The 15,511-nt window shown below is 63.4% G+C and carries 17 protein-coding genes; 10 read left to right on the top strand and 7 right to left on the bottom strand.

What is annotated here, in order from left to right; translation table 11 throughout:
- Positions 1-34 precede the first annotated feature (34 nt).
- Complete coding sequence (gene dnaN / locus NN662_RS17210; RefSeq protein WP_261931445.1) at positions 35-1,153, bottom strand: DNA polymerase III subunit beta; 1,119 nt, start codon at positions 1,151-1,153, stop codon at positions 35-37.
- Positions 1,154-1,404: 251 nt separating this feature from the next.
- Between dnaN and rsmI the strand changes: the two genes are divergently transcribed.
- The 9 genes from rsmI to NN662_RS17165 all read left to right on the top strand — a co-directional run bounded on the left by rsmI (position 1,405) and on the right by NN662_RS17165 (position 10,505).
- On the top strand, positions 1,405-2,298 hold the full coding sequence (gene rsmI / locus NN662_RS17205; protein ID WP_261931444.1) for a 16S rRNA (cytidine(1402)-2'-O)-methyltransferase: 894 nt from the start codon (positions 1,405-1,407) through the stop codon (positions 2,296-2,298).
- A 4-nt stretch (positions 2,299-2,302) separates the two neighbouring features.
- Positions 2,303-2,671 carry a YraN family protein gene (locus NN662_RS17200; RefSeq protein WP_261931443.1) on the top strand — a complete coding sequence of 123 codons (369 nt, stop codon included), beginning with the start codon at positions 2,303-2,305 and terminating at the stop codon, positions 2,669-2,671.
- 195 nt (positions 2,672-2,866) lie between these two features.
- Entirely contained in the window at positions 2,867-4,186 is a 1,320-nt protein-coding gene (ugpB, locus tag NN662_RS17195) for a sn-glycerol-3-phosphate ABC transporter substrate-binding protein UgpB (RefSeq protein WP_261931442.1), read from the top strand.
- A gap of 108 nt (positions 4,187-4,294) precedes the next feature.
- Positions 4,295-5,179 carry a sn-glycerol-3-phosphate ABC transporter permease UgpA gene (gene ugpA / locus NN662_RS17190; protein WP_261931441.1) on the top strand — a complete coding sequence of 295 codons (885 nt, stop codon included), beginning with the start codon at positions 4,295-4,297 and terminating at the stop codon, positions 5,177-5,179.
- Between the two features lie 11 nt (positions 5,180-5,190).
- A complete protein-coding gene (ugpE, locus tag NN662_RS17185; RefSeq protein ID WP_261931440.1) occupies positions 5,191-6,039 on the top strand; it encodes a sn-glycerol-3-phosphate ABC transporter permease UgpE in 849 nt (282 codons plus the stop codon).
- 2 nt (positions 6,040-6,041) lie between these two features.
- Complete coding sequence (locus tag NN662_RS17180; RefSeq protein ID WP_261931439.1) at positions 6,042-7,100, top strand: sn-glycerol-3-phosphate import ATP-binding protein UgpC; 1,059 nt, start codon at positions 6,042-6,044, stop codon at positions 7,098-7,100.
- Between the two features lie 128 nt (positions 7,101-7,228).
- Positions 7,229-7,726: a cupin domain-containing protein gene (locus NN662_RS17175; RefSeq protein WP_261931438.1), complete on the top strand. Its 498-nt coding sequence runs from the start codon at positions 7,229-7,231 to the stop codon at positions 7,724-7,726.
- Positions 7,727-7,823: 97 nt separating this feature from the next.
- On the top strand, positions 7,824-8,771 hold the full coding sequence (gene gshB, locus NN662_RS17170) for a glutathione synthase (RefSeq protein ID WP_261931437.1): 948 nt from the start codon (positions 7,824-7,826) through the stop codon (positions 8,769-8,771).
- Positions 8,772-8,972: 201 nt separating this feature from the next.
- Positions 8,973-10,505, top strand: a complete 1,533-nt coding sequence (locus NN662_RS17165) for a YifB family Mg chelatase-like AAA ATPase (RefSeq protein ID WP_261932009.1) — start codon at positions 8,973-8,975, stop codon at positions 10,503-10,505.
- A gap of 82 nt (positions 10,506-10,587) precedes the next feature.
- On the opposite strand, the gene cysK is transcribed toward NN662_RS17165, so the two are convergent.
- On the bottom strand, positions 10,588-11,556 hold the full coding sequence (cysK, locus tag NN662_RS17160) for a cysteine synthase A (RefSeq protein ID WP_261931436.1): 969 nt from the start codon (positions 11,554-11,556) through the stop codon (positions 10,588-10,590).
- Between the two features lie 228 nt (positions 11,557-11,784).
- On the opposite strand from cysK, the gene NN662_RS17155 reads away from it, so the two are divergent.
- Positions 11,785-12,417, top strand: coding sequence for a LysE family translocator (locus NN662_RS17155; RefSeq protein WP_261931435.1), 633 nt, complete (start codon positions 11,785-11,787; stop codon positions 12,415-12,417).
- Positions 12,418-12,421: 4 nt separating this feature from the next.
- Here NN662_RS17155 and NN662_RS17150 read toward each other — a convergent pair whose 3' ends face one another.
- From NN662_RS17150 to dut, 5 genes are all read right to left on the bottom strand, one after another.
- Positions 12,422-13,039 (bottom strand): LysE family translocator, encoded by a 618-nt coding sequence (locus tag NN662_RS17150; protein WP_261931434.1) that lies wholly within the window; start codon positions 13,037-13,039, stop codon positions 12,422-12,424.
- An 84-nt stretch (positions 13,040-13,123) separates the two neighbouring features.
- Positions 13,124-13,624: an SRPBCC domain-containing protein gene (locus NN662_RS17145; RefSeq protein ID WP_261931433.1), complete on the bottom strand. Its 501-nt coding sequence runs from the start codon at positions 13,622-13,624 to the stop codon at positions 13,124-13,126.
- Positions 13,625-13,638: 14 nt separating this feature from the next.
- Complete coding sequence (locus NN662_RS17140; protein WP_261931432.1) at positions 13,639-13,968, bottom strand: ArsR/SmtB family transcription factor; 330 nt, start codon at positions 13,966-13,968, stop codon at positions 13,639-13,641.
- A 94-nt stretch (positions 13,969-14,062) separates the two neighbouring features.
- Entirely contained in the window at positions 14,063-14,809 is a 747-nt protein-coding gene (locus NN662_RS17135; RefSeq protein ID WP_261931431.1) for a GNAT family N-acetyltransferase, read from the bottom strand.
- A 146-nt stretch (positions 14,810-14,955) separates the two neighbouring features.
- Positions 14,956-15,429 carry a dUTP diphosphatase gene (gene dut, locus NN662_RS17130; RefSeq protein ID WP_261931430.1) on the bottom strand — a complete coding sequence of 158 codons (474 nt, stop codon included), beginning with the start codon at positions 15,427-15,429 and terminating at the stop codon, positions 14,956-14,958.
- Between the last annotated feature and the right edge of the window lie 82 nt (positions 15,430-15,511).

The raw sequence follows: 15,511 nt of genomic DNA, 5'->3' as shown, positions 1-15,511 counted from the left end.
CGGGAATTGCGGCTTTAGCGAGACCGTTACTGCGTCAGACGCGCATCGGCATCAGGACATACAGTGCGTCGTCGCCTGCAGTGTCGCGGATGAGCGTCGGCGAACCGGCGTCGGCGAACAGGAAAATCGCTTCCGAGCCCGACAGCTGGCCGGTGATGTCGAGGAGATACTTGGCGTTGAAGCCGATCTCCAGCGGGTCGTTCTCGTAGCCGGCGGCGATTTCGTCGGTCGCGCTGCCAGAATCGGGGTTGTTGACGGTCAGGAGGAGCTGTCCGTCGGACAGCGACAGCTTCACCGCACGGCCGCGCTCGGACGAGATCGTCGACACGCGGTCGACCGCCTGTGCGAATGTCTGGCAATCGACGGTCATTTCCTTGTCGTTGCCGGTCGGAATGACGCGCTGGTAATCCGGGAAGGTGCCGTCGATCAGCTTCGACGTCATGACGATCGAGCCGATGGTCAGGCGGATCTTGGCGTCGGATACTTCGACGGTGACGACGACGTCGGGATTGTCGACCAGCTTCTGCAGTTCGCCGACGGTCTTGCGCGGGATGATGATGCCCGGCATGCCTTCGGAACCCGACGGCGCATCGACGTCGGCACGGGCCAGACGGTGACCGTCGGTGGCGACGGCGCGCAGCTTCAGGTCGCTGGCGGCCTCGACCGTGTGGAAGAAGATACCGTTCAGGTAGTAGCGGGTCTCTTCCGTCGAGATGGCGAACTGCGTGCGGTCGATCAGCATCTTCAGGTCGGTCGCCTTCAGGCGGAACGTGTGGCTGAACGTACCGGCGGTCAGGTCCGGGAAGTCGGACTGCGGCAGGCACTGCAGCGAGAACTTCGAGCGGCCCGAGGCAACCGTCATCGCCGTACCGTCGGTGTTGGTGGCAAGCAGGACTTCCGCGCCGTCCGGCAGCTTGCGGACGATGTCATAGAGCAGGTGGGCCGGAACCGTCGTCGCACCGGCCTGTTCGATATTGGCCGGCGTCGCCTCGGTGATCTCGAGATCGAGGTCGGTCGCCTTCATGTCCAGGCTGGCGCCGTCGGCCTTCAAAAGCACGTTCGACAGGATCGGTATCGTATTGCGGCGCTCGACCACGCGATGAACGTGGTTCAGCGATTTCAAGAGATTGGACCGCTCGATCGTAATACGCATTTTTGACTCTGCCGCTTTCGATAGGACCATCCAGGCGGATGGCGGTACTTCCATGGACTGTGCCGGGACCGGGCCGGCGGATGTGGAGGCGCAAAATGGCAGATGTTGCCGTTGCATTGCAAGGGCTTTGTCGTCGCGGACGGTCTCTTATCCCCGAGCTTGCGGGCAGGGCGGCCTTGCCGCATAACGGTCCGGCGCACCGTGAAGCCGAGTGTCGCCCGCGCATGGTCCGAACATTGGAATGAATATAAATGAATGAAAGTCCCGCCGAAGCGCCTCGCGGCTACCGCCTGAACAATGTCGTGGTGCCGGCGCGCCCGCTGGAGCCGGCGCTCTATCTGGTGGCTACCCCGATCGGCAATCTCGGCGACATCACGCTTCGCGCGCTGGAAACGCTGGCCGGCGCCGATGTGCTCGCCTGCGAGGACACGCGCGTCAGCCGCGTGCTGCTCGACCGCTTCGGCATTCGCGGCCGTCCCTATGCCTACCACGAACACAACGCTGCCGAGGCCGGGCCGAAGCTCCTGCAGGCGCTGGAGGACGGTCGCTCGGTCGCGCTCGTCTCCGACGCCGGCACCCCGCTCGTTTCCGATCCGGGCTACCGGCTGGCGTTGCAGGCGATCGATGCCGGTTACCGTGTCGTCCCCATTCCCGGCGCTTCGGCGCCTCTGGCCGCGCTCCTCGGCTCCGGCCTGCCGAACGATGCCTTCCTGTTTGCCGGCTTCCTGCCGTCGAAGGACAAGGCGCGGCGCGACCGCCTTGCCGAACTGGCCGGCGTGCCGGCGACGTTGATCTTCTTCGAATCGCCGCACCGGATCGCCGCGACGCTTGTCGCTGCCGCCGACGTGCTTGGTGCGCGGCCGGCAGCCGTCTGCCGCGAATTGACGAAGACCTATGAAGAGTTCCGCCGCGGTCTGCTTGCCGATCTTGCGGGGCAATACGAAGGACAGTCGGTCAAGGGCGAGATCGTGCTCGTCATCGGCCCGCCGGAAGAGGCCGCCCCACCGGAAGCGGCGGATGTCGACAATATATTGAGAGATCTCGCGGCGACGCTTCCCGCCGGCAAGGCCGCTTCGGAGGCGGCGAAGCGCACCGGCCTGCCGCGCAAGGAGCTCTACGACCGCCTGATGGCGCTGAAGGGGTGACGCGATGGCCGACGGCGACGGCAGGTCCCGCAGACGCAAGGCCTATCGCCGCGGCCTCCTGTCGGAATACGTCGCCGCTTTCTTCCTGATGCTGAAAGGCTATCGCATTCTTTCGGTCCGCTATCGAACGAAGGTCGGAGAAATCGACATCATTGCCCGCAAGGCCGATCTCGTCGTCTTCGTCGAGGTGAAGGCGCGTTCCGATGCGGGCGCGGCGATCGACGCGGTCGGCTATGGCGCCCAGCGCCGCATCCGCTCCGCAAGCGACATCTGGATGTCCCGCCAGCCCGATTGCGCCCGGCTTTCCTGGCGTTACGACATCGTCGCGGTCGTTCCGTGGCGTTTGCCGCGCCACCTACAAGACGCATTCTGAGTGCTTCGGCGCGACAGTTCCGGCGTCATGAAACTGTCATCCGATTGTCACCGGCCGTTCATTCGATGTGGCTAGAGAACTGAAAGTAAAGCGAAACCGTCCGGTCGCTGAACGAACGTCAAAGTGAAAATTCAAGCTTGACGGCATATTAAACGTCTCTAATGTCTCAACTCTTCTGAGGAGGAGAGGAACACCATGATAAAGAAAATCGCTTTTGCAGCCCTGGCGCTCAGCCTGACGGCCTCCGCATCCTATGCCAAGACGCAGATCACCTGGTGGCATGCCATGGGTGGCGAGAACGGCAAGAAGCTCGAAGAAATCGTTGCGAACTACAACAAGTCGCAGGACAACTACGAAGTTATCCCGACCTACAAGGGTTCGTATCCTGAAACGATGACCGCTGCGATCGCCGCTTTCCGCGCCAAGCAGCAGCCCGACATCGTGCAGGTCTTCGAAGTCGGCACCGCAACGATGATGGCCGCCAAGGGCGCCGTCTATCCGGTCTACAAGCTGATGGCCGACACCGGCACCGAATTCGATCCGAAGGGCTTCATCTCGGCCGTGGTCGGCTACTACACCGACACCGATGGCAACATGCTGTCCATGCCGTTCAACTCGTCCACCCCGGTCCTTTACTACAACAAGGACGTCTTCAAGAAGGCCGGCCTCGATCCGGAAACTCCGCCGAAGACCTGGGAAGACATGGAAGCCTATTCCAAGAAGATCATGGAGTCCGGCGCGGCCAAGTGCGGCTTCACCACCGGCTGGATCTCCTGGGTACAGCTCGAGAACTTCTCCGCCTGGCACAACCTGCAGATCGGGACCAACCAGAACGGCTTCGGCTCGGTCGACAGCCAGCTGACCTTCAATGGTCCGACGCAGGCTCGCCACTGGGCGAACCTGAAGAAGTGGCAGGACGAAGGCCTGTTCCAGTATGGCGGTCCGGTCGGCGGCGATGACGCTCCGCCGAAGTTCTATTCGCAGGAATGCGCCATGTACATGAACTCGTCGGCCGCCCGTGCAGCCGTCGTCAACAACGCCAAGGACTTCGAAGTCGGCGTCGGCATGCTGCCGTACTATTCCGACGTCAAGGGCGCCCCGCAGAACTCCATCATCGGCGGTGCAACGCTTTGGGTCCTGCAGGGTCACGACCAGGAAGAGTACAAGGGCGTGGCGGACTTCTTCCATTACCTGTCCTCGCCGGAAGTCCAGTCCGACTGGCACCAGTTCTCCGGCTATCTGCCGATCACCCAGGCTGCTTACGACTACACCAAGAAGCAGGGCTTCTATGACAAGAACCCCGGCGCCGAAGTGGCTCTGAAGCAGATCACGCTGAACCCGCCGACCGAAAACTCCAAGGGTCTGCGCTTCGGCAACTATGTGCAGGTCCGCACCATCATCGACGAAGAATTCGAAGCCCTGCTGTCCGGTCAGAAGGATGCCCAGGCTGCTCTCGACTCCGTCGTCGAACGCGGTAACAAGCTCATCGCCGACTTTGCCGCAGCGAACCAGTAACAGCGGTTTCCTGACGACAACATTCTGAGCAAGTGTTCGGGCCTGCGGCGGTATATCCTCCGCGGGCCCTTCATGCCCCTGCAATACCTCATCTGTCGGACGCCCATCATGCAGACAAAGCGCACGATATTCGGCAACAAGATCCTGCCGTACTGGCTTTTGCTTCCGCAACTTGCCATCACCCTGATCTTCTTCATCTGGCCGGCCGCCCAGGCAATCCGCCAGTCGTTCCTGCGTGAGGATCCGTTCGGCCTCAGCACGGCCTTTGTGGGCCTGCAGAACTACAAGGCCCTCTTTGCCGATCCGAATTACCTGAACTCGCTGAAGGTGACGCTCGTCTTTTCCGTCAGCGTGGCCGCCTCGTCGATCATCCTTGCGTTGATCCTGGCGCTGGCCGCCGACGGGCGGCTGCGCAGCCGCAACGCCTACACGACGCTGCTCGTCTGGCCGTACGCGGTCGCACCGGCGGTAGGCGGCATCCTGTGGTGGTTCATGTTCAACCCGACGATCGGCATCGCCCCCTATCTGCTGCAGGGCATCGGCTACAACTGGAACCATCGCCTCTCGGGCGTCGACGGCATGATCCTCGTGGTTCTGGCCGCGAGCTGGAAGCAGATTTCCTACAATTTCCTGTTCTTCCTGGCCGGCCTGCAATCCATTCCGCAATCGCTGAAGGAAGCCGCCGCCATCGACGGCGCCGGCCCGGTCAAGCGCTTCTTCACCGTGGTCTTTCCGCTGCTGTCGCCGACGACCTTCTTCCTGATCGTCGTCAACATCGTCTACACCATGTTCGATACCTTCGCCGTCATTCATGCCACCACCAAGGGCGGTCCGGCGCAGGCAACCAACATCCTCGTCTACAAGGTGTTCAATGACGGCTTCATCGGCCTCAACATGGGCTCTTCTGCTGCCCAGTCCGTGGTGCTGATGGGCATCGTCATCCTTCTGACCTTCATCCAGTTCCGCTTCGTCGAGCGGCGCGTGCAGTACTGAGGAGAGAACGGATGGTAGAAAACAGACCCGGTCTCAAGATCCTGTCGCACATCGTGCTTCTGATCGGCGTGGCGACCGTCGCCCTGCCGGTCTACATCGCCTTCATCGCATCGACCCACGGCCCGACCGACTTCCTGTCGGGGCTGATCCCGCTGACGCCGGGCGGCCATGGCTGGGAAAACTACAAGACCATGCTGACGCAGGGAATGGCCTCTTCCGGCGCGCCGCCGGTCGGGCCCATGATGGTCAACAGCCTGATCATGGCGCTGTCGATTGCCATCGGCAAGATCGCCATATCCATCCTGTCGGCCTTCGCGATCGTCTACTTCCGCTTTCCCTTCCGGCAGTTCTGCTTCTGGATCATCTTCGTGACGCTGATGCTGCCGGTCGAGGTTCGCATTGTGCCGACCTTCCAGGTCATCGCCAGCCTGCACATGCTCGACAGCTATGCCGGCCTGTCGATTCCGCTGATCGCCTCGGCGACCGCGACCTTCCTGTTCCGCCAGTTCTTCCTGACGGTGCCGGACGAACTGCTCGAGGCCGCCCGCATCGATGGCGCCGGCCCGATGAAGTTCTTCAGGGATATCCTCGTGCCGCTGTCGCGCACGAACATGGCGGCGCTTTTCGTCATCCTCTTCATTTACGGCTGGAACCAGTATCTCTGGCCGCTGATGGTGACGACCGACCCCGGCTATTACACCATCGTCATGGGCATCAAGCGAATGGCCGACGTGGCCGATGCGGAGCCGCAGTGGAACCTCGTGATGACAACGGCGATGCTGGCCATGCTGCCGCCGGTCCTCGTGGTCGTCTTTATGCAGAGGCTGTTCGTCAAGGGCCTCGTGGAAACGGAGAAATAACAATGGCGTCTATCGAAATCGACAAGGTCGGGAAGGTTTATACCGGCGGCGTTCAGGCCGTGGATAACGTTTCGATCTCGATCGCCGATGGCGAATTCATCGTGCTGGTCGGCCCGTCGGGCTGCGGCAAGTCCACGCTTCTGCGCATGGTCGCTGGGCTCGAAACGATTTCCAGCGGCACCGTCAGCATCGGCGGCAAGGTCGTCAACCGCATGGAGCCGGCCGAACGCGACATCGCCATGGTGTTCCAGAACTACGCGCTCTATCCGCATATGAGCGTCTACCAGAACCTGGCCTATGGCCTGAAGAACCGCGGCACGCCGAAGGCGGAGATCGATGCGCGCGTCGCCGAGGCTGCCCGCATGTTGCAGCTCGAGCAATATCTGGAACGCAAGCCAAGGGCGCTCTCCGGCGGCCAGCGTCAGCGCGTTGCCATGGGCCGCGCCATCGTCCGCAAGCCGGCTGCCTTCCTGTTCGACGAGCCGCTTTCGAACCTCGACGCCAAGCTGCGCGTCTCCATGCGCGGCGAGATCAAGCAGCTGCAGCGCCGGCTCGGCACGACCTCGATCTACGTCACCCACGACCAGCTGGAAGCCATGACGCTGGCCGATCGCCTGGTGGTGCTGAACGGCGGCCGGATCGAGCAGATCGGCACCCCGCTCGACGTCTACCACAATCCGGCGTCGACTTTCGTGGCAAGCTTCATCGGCTCGCCGGCGATGAACCTCGCCAAGGCATCGATCGACGGCCACCAGCTGACGATCGGCACGGCCGTGATCGGCCTTGAGGGCCGCACCCTTCCGTCCGGTCCGGTGACCGTCGGCATGCGCGCCGAGGACATGAAGGTCTCCGAAGACGGCGTGATCCGCATGAAGGTCTCCTATGTCGAGGAGCTCGGCTCGCAACGCCTCGTCCACGGCATGGTCGGCGACGAACTGCTGAGCGCCGCCGTGCCGGCCGAAACGCGGATCGGCGACGACGTCGCCTTCTCGATTGTCCCCGAGCGGCTGCACTTCTTCGAACCCTCTTCGGGCAGGCGGATCGTTGACGCGGGGGCCTGAGCGAATGCGTTGGGCTGCAGAATTCTGCAACACAACCGCTTCGCTCAAATTTTAACGAGCGGGTGAACCGGGCCGAAAGCCCCTGCATGCTACGCCTTTCCCGGCACAATCAGCATGTGGGGGATACCATGCCTTTGAAGTTCATCGCCGCCGCCGTGGTTCTGGCGCTGAAGGCGCGCAACCGTGATCAGGAGCAGGCGCCGAGCGCGTTCGTTGCCGGCCGGCTCGACGCGTTCGAATTGAAGCCGGCTCCGATCAACCCCGACTGGATCATCGAGGGCAATCCGCAAGCCCGTTGCGGCTTTCCGCCGGAGTCGGAAAACCGTGCCGTCGCCGCCGCCGTCTGGGATTGTACCGCCGGAACCTTCCGCTGGAGATTCGGCTGGGAGGAGACCGTCGTCATCCTCGAAGGCGAGGTCGAAGTGACCGCGGCAGACGGATCCGTCACCGTTCTGCGCAAGGGCGATATGGGCTACTTTGCTGCCGATAGCTGGGCGACATGGCGGGTGGAGACCTATGTCCGCAAGGTCGCTCTGCTCCCGAGGCCGCGCTCCATGATGCTGGCGATCGCCGGCCGGCTGGCCAACTACAAGAGGTCCGACGCCGCCGCAAAGTGGGCAGCCTGACGAAGCCATTCTCTCCGTCCGCAATCCGGACTGCGGCCCGTTGCCATTCGGGCCGCCTCACCCTAAATGAGGATGGCCTTTCAAACGGGGAGTTCTCATGGCGGCGATCAAGAATGTAGCGGTCCAGATGGACCATGTGTCCGGCATCAACATTGCCGGCGATTCCACCTTCGCCATGAGCCTCGAAGCGCAATCGCGCGGCTACCGGCTGTTCCATTACACGCCGAACAGGCTGAGTCTCCGCGACGGCAAGGTCTACGCCACCGTCGAGCCGATGGAACTGCGCGACGTCAAGGGCGACCATTTCACGCTCGGCGAGCCCGAGCGCATCGACCTGTCGACCATGGACGTCGTGCTTCTGCGTCAGGACCCGCCCTTCGACATGGCCTACATCACCTCGACGCACCTGCTCGAACGCATCCACCCGAAGACGCTGGTCGTCAACGATCCGGCCTGGGTGCGCAATTCGCCGGAAAAGATCTTCGTCACCGAATTCGCCGACCTGATGCCAAAGACGCTGATCACCCGCGATTTCGCCGAGATCGCCCGTTTCCGCGACGAGATGGGCGACATCATCCTGAAGCCGCTCTACGGTAATGGCGGCGCCGGCGTCTTCCATTCCTCGCGCGACGACCGCAACTTCACCTCGCTTCTCGAAATGTTCGACCAGATGTTCCGCGAGCCCTTCATCGCCCAGCAATACCTGCCGGCGGTGCGCAAGGGCGACAAGCGCATCATCCTCGTCGACGGCGAATTCGCCGGCGCCATCAATCGCGTTCCGGCCGAAACCGACAGCCGCTCCAACATGCATGTCGGCGGCCGCGCCGAAGCGACCGAACTGACGGCGCGCGAGAAGGAAATCTGCGAGCGCATCGGCCCATCGCTGAAGGAACGCGGCTTCCTGCTCGTCGGCATCGACGTCATCGGCGACTACATGACCGAGATCAACGTGACGTCCCCGACCGGCATCCGCGAGGTGAAGAAGTTCGGCGGAGCCGACATCGCCTCGCTTCTCTGGGATGCGATCGAGCGCAAGAGGGCCTGACCAAGGGCTTTTCAGAGGCTCGCAGCCCGCACCTGTTCCACGCTTGCAACCCGATGCAACCGAAGATCAATTATCGCGTGCATTTGTTCTATTAATGTTCTTGTCTTGTCCGGAGGGATGTGCAACACTCCCTCCGGTGGCTCATGAGGAGCCCGGCAGGCCATGGTTGTGCCTGCTGCTTCCATGATGGAGGGGACAGGCATGGTCGCTCGCGTCAGTACGGTTGCATTCCAGGGCATCGAGGGCGTGCCTGTCGATGTTCAGGTCATGGTCGCCCCCGGCAAGGTGGGCATCCAGATCGTCGGCCTGCCGGACAAGGCCGTGGCCGAAAGCCGGGAACGGGTGCAAGCCGCCCTGCATGCTTCCGGCCTGTCGCTGCCGGGAAAGCGCGTCACCGTCAATCTGGCGCCCGCCGACCTGCCGAAGGAAGGCTCCCATTTCGACCTGCCGATCGCGCTCGGACTGATGGCGGCGCTCGGCGCGATCCCGGCCGATGCGCTCGGCGGCTATGTGGTTCTCGGCGAACTCAATCTCGATGGCACGATCGCGGCGGTTGCCGGCGCCTTGCCGGCCGCGATCGGTGCCAATGCGCTCGGCAAGGGCCTCATTTGCCCGGCTGAAAGCGGCCCGGAAGCCGCATGGGCCGGCGCCGACATCGACATTCTCGCCCCCCGCAGCCTGATCGCGCTCGCCAATCACTTTCGCGGCACGCAGGTTCTGTCCAGGCCGAAGGCGGCGATCCGTGCCAATCCGGCCAACCTGCCCGATCTGGTCGAGATCAAGGGTCAGGAAAGCGCTAAGCGGGCGCTCGAAGTCGCCGCCGCCGGCGGGCACAATCTCTTGATGGTTGGGCCTCCAGGCTCCGGCAAGTCCATGCTGGCGTCGCGACTGCCGTCCATCCTGCCGCCCCTTTCGGCCGGCGAACTGCTCGACGTCTCCATGGTCCATTCGATTGCCGGACAGCTCTCCGGCGGCAAGCTCTCCGACCGCCGGCCGTATCGCACGCCACACCACTCGGCGACCATGGCCGCCCTCGTCGGCGGCGGATTGCGGGCGAAGCCGGGGGAGGCGTCGCTTGCCCATCACGGCGTTCTCTTTCTCGACGAACTGCCGGAATTTTCGCCCCAGGCGCTCGACGCGCTCCGCCAGCCGCTGGAAACCGGCGAATGCATCATCGCCCGCGCCAATCACCGGGTCTCCTATCCCGCCGAGTTTCAGCTCGTCGCCGCCATGAACCCCTGCCGCTGCGGCATGGCCGGCGAGCCGGGTCATTCCTGCGCGCGCGGCCCGCGCTGCGCCGCCGACTATCAGGCCCGCATTTCCGGCCCGCTCCTCGACCGCATCGATATCCGCATCGACGTGCCTGCCGTCTCCGCCATCGATCTCATCCAACCGGTCGCGGCGGAAGCCAGCGCCGATGTCGCCAGGCGCGTCGCCCGTGCCCGCGCTTTGCAGCGTGACCGGTTTGCAGAACTCGGGGAGGGCCGGTTGCGCATCAATGCCCGCGCCTCGACCGCGCTCGTCGAAAAGATTGCCAATCCCGATCCCGGTGGCCTGCAGCTCCTGCGCGACGCCGCCGAGAAGATGAAGTTTTCGGCGCGCGGTTACCATCGTGTGCTGAAGGTGGCGCGCACGCTTGCCGATCTCGACGGCGTGGAAACCGTCGGCCGCATTCATCTCGCCGAGGCGATCTCCTATCGCATAGCCGGAGAGAGGCTCACGGCGGCGGCTTGATGGTCTTGCGCATGCGGGAAAAGCAAACGCGGGAGGATTGCTCCTCCCGCGTCCTGAATGGCGAAGAACGTATCGTCTCGGCTCAGCCGCCGAGCCCGTCGAACAGAGCCGTCGACAGATAGCGTTCCGCAAAGGACGGGATGATCACGACGATGGTCTTGCCGGCGTTTTCCTCGCGGCTTCCGACCTTGATCGCCGCCGTCAGCGCAGCACCTGACGAAATGCCGACCGGCAGGCCTTCGAGGCGGGCCACTTCGCGGGCAAGCGAGAACGCTTCGTCATTGGTGACCGTGACGACTTCATCATAGACATGCGTGTCGAGGATCGGCGGCGCGAAGCCGGCGCCGATGCCCTGAATCTTGTGCGGGCCGGGATTGCCGCCGGAAAGCACCGGGCTGTCGGCCGGCTCGACGGCGACCACCTTGACGTCCGGCTTCTTCGACTTCAGCACCTGGCCGACGCCGGTGATCGTGCCGCCCGTGCCGATGCCGGCAACGAAGATGTCGACCGAGCCGTCGGTGTCGTTCCAGATTTCCTCGGCCGTCGTCTTGCGGTGGATTTCCGGGTTGGCCGGGTTCTCGAACTGCTGGGGGATCACGGCGCCCTCGATCGAGGCGGCCAGTTCCTCGGCCTTGGCGATCGCGCCCTTCATGCCCTTCGGGCCTTCGGTCAGCACCAGTTCGGCGCCGAGCAGCGCCAGCATCTTGCGGCGCTCCACCGACATGGTTTCCGGCATGGTGAGGATCAGCTTGTAGCCCTTGGCGGCGGCGGCAAAGGCAAGTGCAATGCCGGTGTTGCCGGAGGTCGGCTCGACCAGCGTCGTCGTGCCGGGGGCGATCTTGCCCTGCGCTTCCATGCTCTCGATCATGGCGACGCCGATGCGGTCCTTGACCGACGAGATCGGGTTGAAGAATTCGAGCTTGGCGAGAAGATTGGCCTTCACGCCCTTGGCCTTTGCCAGCTTGTCGAGGCGCACGATGGGCGTGTCGCCGATCGTGTCGATGATCGAATTGTAGATCCGGCCGCGGCCGGGCTTGCGTGCATCTGCCATGGTGCTCTCCCTTGATTGGTTGTGAGCCAAGATAGGGTGCCGCGCCGGGAAATGCCAGCGACCGCCAAGCCGCATCGTTGGCCGATAGAGAATGCAATTTCGATTTTCGATCCGCTACGGGAATGTCGTTTCACGTTTGGGCAAATGCCACGGTGACAAGAAAGTCCTTGCCGGCAAAACGGCAATTGCGCTTATTCGGCTCGTCAAAGCGCCGCAGGACCATAAGCCATGCCAGACCTCACCCATATCGCAGCCTTCGCCCTGGTTGCGCTCGGCATGGTGCTGACGCCGGGCCCGAACATGATCTACCTGATCTCGCGGTCGATCTGCCAGGGGCCGGTTGCCGGGCTCATTTCGCTTGGCGGCGTGGCGCTCGGCTTCGTCTTCTACATGCTTTCCGCCGCCTCCGGCATCACGGTCCTGGTCATGGCCGTGCCGCTCGCCTATGACGTCCTGCGTCTGGCGGGCGCCCTCTACCTTCTCTATCTCGCGTGGAATGCGGTCCGGCCCGGCGGGCATTCGCCCTTCGCCGTCCGGCAGCTTCCGAAGGACGGGCCGAAGAAGCTGTTTCTGATGGGGCTATTCACCAGTCTCCTGAACCCGAAGGTGGCTGTGCTTTACCTGTCGCTCCTGCCGCAGTTCATCGATCCGGCAAGGGGCGAGGTTCTGCTGCAGTCCCTGGTCTTCGGCGCCACGCAGATCGCCATCAGCGTCACGGGAAACGCCGTCATTGCGATGAGCGCCGGTGCGATCGCGCTTTTCCTCGCGCGTCGTCCCTTCTGGGCCACCGTGCAGCGCTGGCTGATGGGGACCGTCCTGGCGGGCCTTGCCGCCCGCATGGTGCTCGAGGGCCGGCGCTAGACGGTCAGTTCGCGCGAACGGCGATCATGGCAGCGGCGCCGGCAATGAAGCTCGCCGCCACCCGGTTCAAGATCTTCAGCTGCCGCGGCTTCTGCAGGAGGCCGCGGGCGCGGGCGGCCAAAAGCACATAGCCGCCGAGCACCAGCGTCAGCACCGTCGCGGTCGCGCCGACCAGCTCGATGAACCCCGTGGCATTGACGCTCGAAACATCGATCAGAGTCGGCACCAGCGCGACATAGAAGAGCATCGGCTTCGGATTGCCGAGCGTGGTGAAGAGACCGGAGAAAAGCGGTGTCCAGATACCCGTCTTCTTCTCGGCCTTCACGTCCTGTGGCAGGATTCCGGCGGTCCAGATCTTCCAGGCGACATAGGCCAAGTACACGGCACCGAGATACTTGATCACCATGAAGGCGGTCGAGAAGCTCTCGGCAATATAGGCGAGCCCGGCAATCACGGCGCTCAGGAACACCAGGTCGCCAAGCATCATGCCGATCGCCATAGGAAAGGTCGCACGAAAGCCCGAGCCGAGCGCGCGGGCGATCAGCGCGGTCACGCCGGGACCGGGAATGAGCGCGGCCACGAAAAGCGCGCCCGTATAGGTGAGCAAAGCTGCGAACGTCATCAAACACCTTCCATCTGCAGCGCGCTACATACGCCTCTGGAGCATGCGCGGCAAGCCGCAGCAGACCTTTGCAAGTTGTCGCCCTCAGTGGCAATCGTCGATCGTCCGAGTCACTGTCTCGCCGGAAAGATGCATGGCCAGCATGTCCATCTGGGCACCCGTTCCATGCAGCCGCGAGGCCGTCACCTCGCCAAGATCCTGATCCGAAAAATAGGAGGTCGTTTCCGCAAACCGCATCGCCGTCCCGCCATCGCGCCCCTCGAACACGATGTCGGCAAGCGAGACCGAATAGAGCGCGCCGTCGATGTAGAGGTCGTAGCTGTAGACGAGACGGCTCTCCGCTTCGACATGATGGTATTTCGCCTCGAAGCGGGTCACCGTGTCGCTCGGCCAGCGTACCTCCAGCACTTCGCGACCGCCGGTGCGGCAGTCGAGCACGCGTTCCACTTCCGATCCGTCGGTCGGGCCGGCAAACCATTGCGCCTTTTGCTCCTTTTTTGCGAAGGCGGCGAACACCGTCGCCGGCAGCTGGCTGAATGTCCTGTCGATGGTGATCGCGCTCATCCTGTCGGAAATCTTGGTCATGGTGTCGGGCCTCCTCAGTCCTGTTTCTTGTCCAGAAATGCTTCGAGATTGTCGAATTGTGCCTGCCAGAAGCGCTCGCGGTCGCTGATCCAGGTCTTCAGGAGTGCCATGCCGGCGGGGTCTATGGCGCAGCGCCGGGTGCGGCCCTCCTTGCTGGTCTTGATCGCGCCCGCCTTTTCCAGCACCTGCACATGCTGGACGATCGCCGCCAGCGACAGGCCGAACGGCTCCGCCAGTTCGCTGACGGAGCGCGGCGAAACGCTCAGCCGCTCCATCATCGCAAGCCGCGTCGGGTCCGCAAGGGCGGCCATCAGCGTCGCCAGTCTGGGGTCATAGTTAAGCATGGGCTTTACTATAGCGCCATCAGTCAGAAAGTAAAGTGATGACTTTAGTATTCTGCCGGAGCGAAATCCGTTCGGTCTGCCGTCAGCCCGGTACTCAGAATTCAGCCAAGGGCGAAAGCATGAAGAATTCGGGCAGTGTCGCTGCCGGCAGGCCGGATATCATCAGGTCGCAATAGCCCTTGTGCGGCACCGCAACCCCATCCCAGTCCAGCCGGTCGATCGGGAAGAACACCTCCAGCCGCGTGGCATCGGGATTGAGCGCGCCGACGATCCGCTCGACCGGCGGAATGTTTTGGCACACGAGATCCAGCAGTTGCAGCGCTCCATCGTCGGCCACCTTCCAGGCCGCGACGCAGTCCAGTTCCTCGATAAGGGTCAGCCGGATGCCGGCATCGAAGTGGCAGTTGAGGAGAAACATTTCCTTTTGCCGCGCCGGGGCGAATTGCTGGGAGACAGGCTGCCGATTGTCCAGCAGCTTTGAAAGCAGCGCGATGTCCTTGCCATTGTTGATGTCCAGTGGTCGCGCCGCCCGGCGCCCGAAGGCGGTCTCCGGCATCGGCCCGGAAAAGCGGTGCTGCGGGACGCTTTGAAAGCCATAGGGTTCATAAAGCGGCGGTTTGTCCGTCAGCAGGATACCGATTTCGTGACCGCTTTCCGCAGCCCAATCGAATGCCCTTCGCATCAAGTCCCGGTAAAGCCCTGCGCCACGAAACTCCGGCCGGACCGCGCCGGACTGATAGCCGGCGGCCTTCACCACCCGGCCATTGATCATCAGCGGAATCGTGAAGGCGGAAAAGTTCGCCACGCATCGGCCGGCTTCATCGAAATAGCCGAAGGGCATGGACGTCGGGTCAGGGCCGCCAAAGGCATTCTGCCGCGAGATGTCGATCCCGAACGTGTCCTGAAGCAGGTCGGTTAGCGCTGCAAAGGCCGCCGGGTCGGAGAAGTAGTCCTGGCGAAGGACGAGCCCCGTCGGACCGTTACCGCTCACGCGGTGCCCGTCGAGCCGAAACCGCCGGCTCCGCGGGTGGTTTCTTCCACCGCATGCGTCTCGACGACCGATACCTGCGTCACGGGTGCGATCACCATCTGGGCGATGCGCATGCCGCGCTCGATCAGGAATTCTTCGTCGCCGAGATTGACGAGCAGCACCTTCACCTCGCCGCGATAGTCGCTGTCGATCGTGCCGGGCGTGTTGAGGCAGGTGATGCCGTGCTTGAAGGCAAGGCCGGAGCGGGGGCGGATCTGGCCCTCGTAGCCCTCCGGGATTTCGAAGATGAAGCCGGTCGGGACCAGCGCCCGCTTGCCGGGCATCAGCATCATCGGCCGGTCGTCCGGCACGGCTGCGCGCAGATCCATTCCGGCGGCGCCGGCGGTCTCGTAGGACGGCAGGTCGAGCCCTTCGCCGTGCGGCAGGCGAAGGAGCGCGAGGCATGGTCTGGCATGCGGGCGAATGTTCATGGCAGAACCCATTTTCCATTGTGTGCAGGATCGGGGGACCTTCGGGCGAGTCCGCGACCCAGGTCAATTGCATCGCCGGCCA

This window comes from Rhizobium sp. NRK18, assembly GCF_024385575.1.
Lineage (GTDB): Bacteria > Pseudomonadota > Alphaproteobacteria > Rhizobiales > Rhizobiaceae > JANFMV01.
The sequence above is the reverse complement of the archived record's forward strand: the minus strand, read 5'-3'. Positions and strand labels throughout refer to the sequence as shown.

What these genes read in the sequence shown, in the direction of transcription:
- dnaN (WP_261931445.1), bottom strand. Translation starts at nt 1,153, where the DNA reads ATGCGTATTACGATCGAGCGGTCCAATCTCTTGAAATCGCTGAACCAC.
- rsmI (WP_261931444.1), top strand. Translation starts at nt 1,405, where the DNA reads ATGAATGAAAGTCCCGCCGAAGCGCCTCGCGGCTACCGCCTGAACAAT.
- NN662_RS17200 (WP_261931443.1), top strand. Translation starts at nt 2,303, where the DNA reads ATGGCCGACGGCGACGGCAGGTCCCGCAGACGCAAGGCCTATCGCCGC.
- ugpB (WP_261931442.1), top strand. Translation starts at nt 2,867, where the DNA reads ATGATAAAGAAAATCGCTTTTGCAGCCCTGGCGCTCAGCCTGACGGCC.
- ugpA (WP_261931441.1), top strand. Translation starts at nt 4,295, where the DNA reads ATGCAGACAAAGCGCACGATATTCGGCAACAAGATCCTGCCGTACTGG.
- ugpE (WP_261931440.1), top strand. Translation starts at nt 5,191, where the DNA reads ATGGTAGAAAACAGACCCGGTCTCAAGATCCTGTCGCACATCGTGCTT.
- NN662_RS17180 (WP_261931439.1), top strand. Translation starts at nt 6,042, where the DNA reads ATGGCGTCTATCGAAATCGACAAGGTCGGGAAGGTTTATACCGGCGGC.
- NN662_RS17175 (WP_261931438.1), top strand. Translation starts at nt 7,229, where the DNA reads ATGCCTTTGAAGTTCATCGCCGCCGCCGTGGTTCTGGCGCTGAAGGCG.
- gshB (WP_261931437.1), top strand. Translation starts at nt 7,824, where the DNA reads ATGGCGGCGATCAAGAATGTAGCGGTCCAGATGGACCATGTGTCCGGC.
- NN662_RS17165 (WP_261932009.1), top strand. Translation starts at nt 8,973, where the DNA reads ATGGTCGCTCGCGTCAGTACGGTTGCATTCCAGGGCATCGAGGGCGTG.
- cysK (WP_261931436.1), bottom strand. Translation starts at nt 11,556, where the DNA reads ATGGCAGATGCACGCAAGCCCGGCCGCGGCCGGATCTACAATTCGATC.
- NN662_RS17155 (WP_261931435.1), top strand. Translation starts at nt 11,785, where the DNA reads ATGCCAGACCTCACCCATATCGCAGCCTTCGCCCTGGTTGCGCTCGGC.
- NN662_RS17150 (WP_261931434.1), bottom strand. Translation starts at nt 13,039, where the DNA reads ATGACGTTCGCAGCTTTGCTCACCTATACGGGCGCGCTTTTCGTGGCC.
- NN662_RS17145 (WP_261931433.1), bottom strand. Translation starts at nt 13,624, where the DNA reads ATGACCAAGATTTCCGACAGGATGAGCGCGATCACCATCGACAGGACA.
- NN662_RS17140 (WP_261931432.1), bottom strand. Translation starts at nt 13,968, where the DNA reads ATGCTTAACTATGACCCCAGACTGGCGACGCTGATGGCCGCCCTTGCG.
- NN662_RS17135 (WP_261931431.1), bottom strand. Translation starts at nt 14,809, where the DNA reads ATGCCCTTCGGCTATTTCGATGAAGCCGGCCGATGCGTGGCGAACTTT.
- dut (WP_261931430.1), bottom strand. Translation starts at nt 15,429, where the DNA reads ATGAACATTCGCCCGCATGCCAGACCATGCCTCGCGCTCCTTCGCCTG.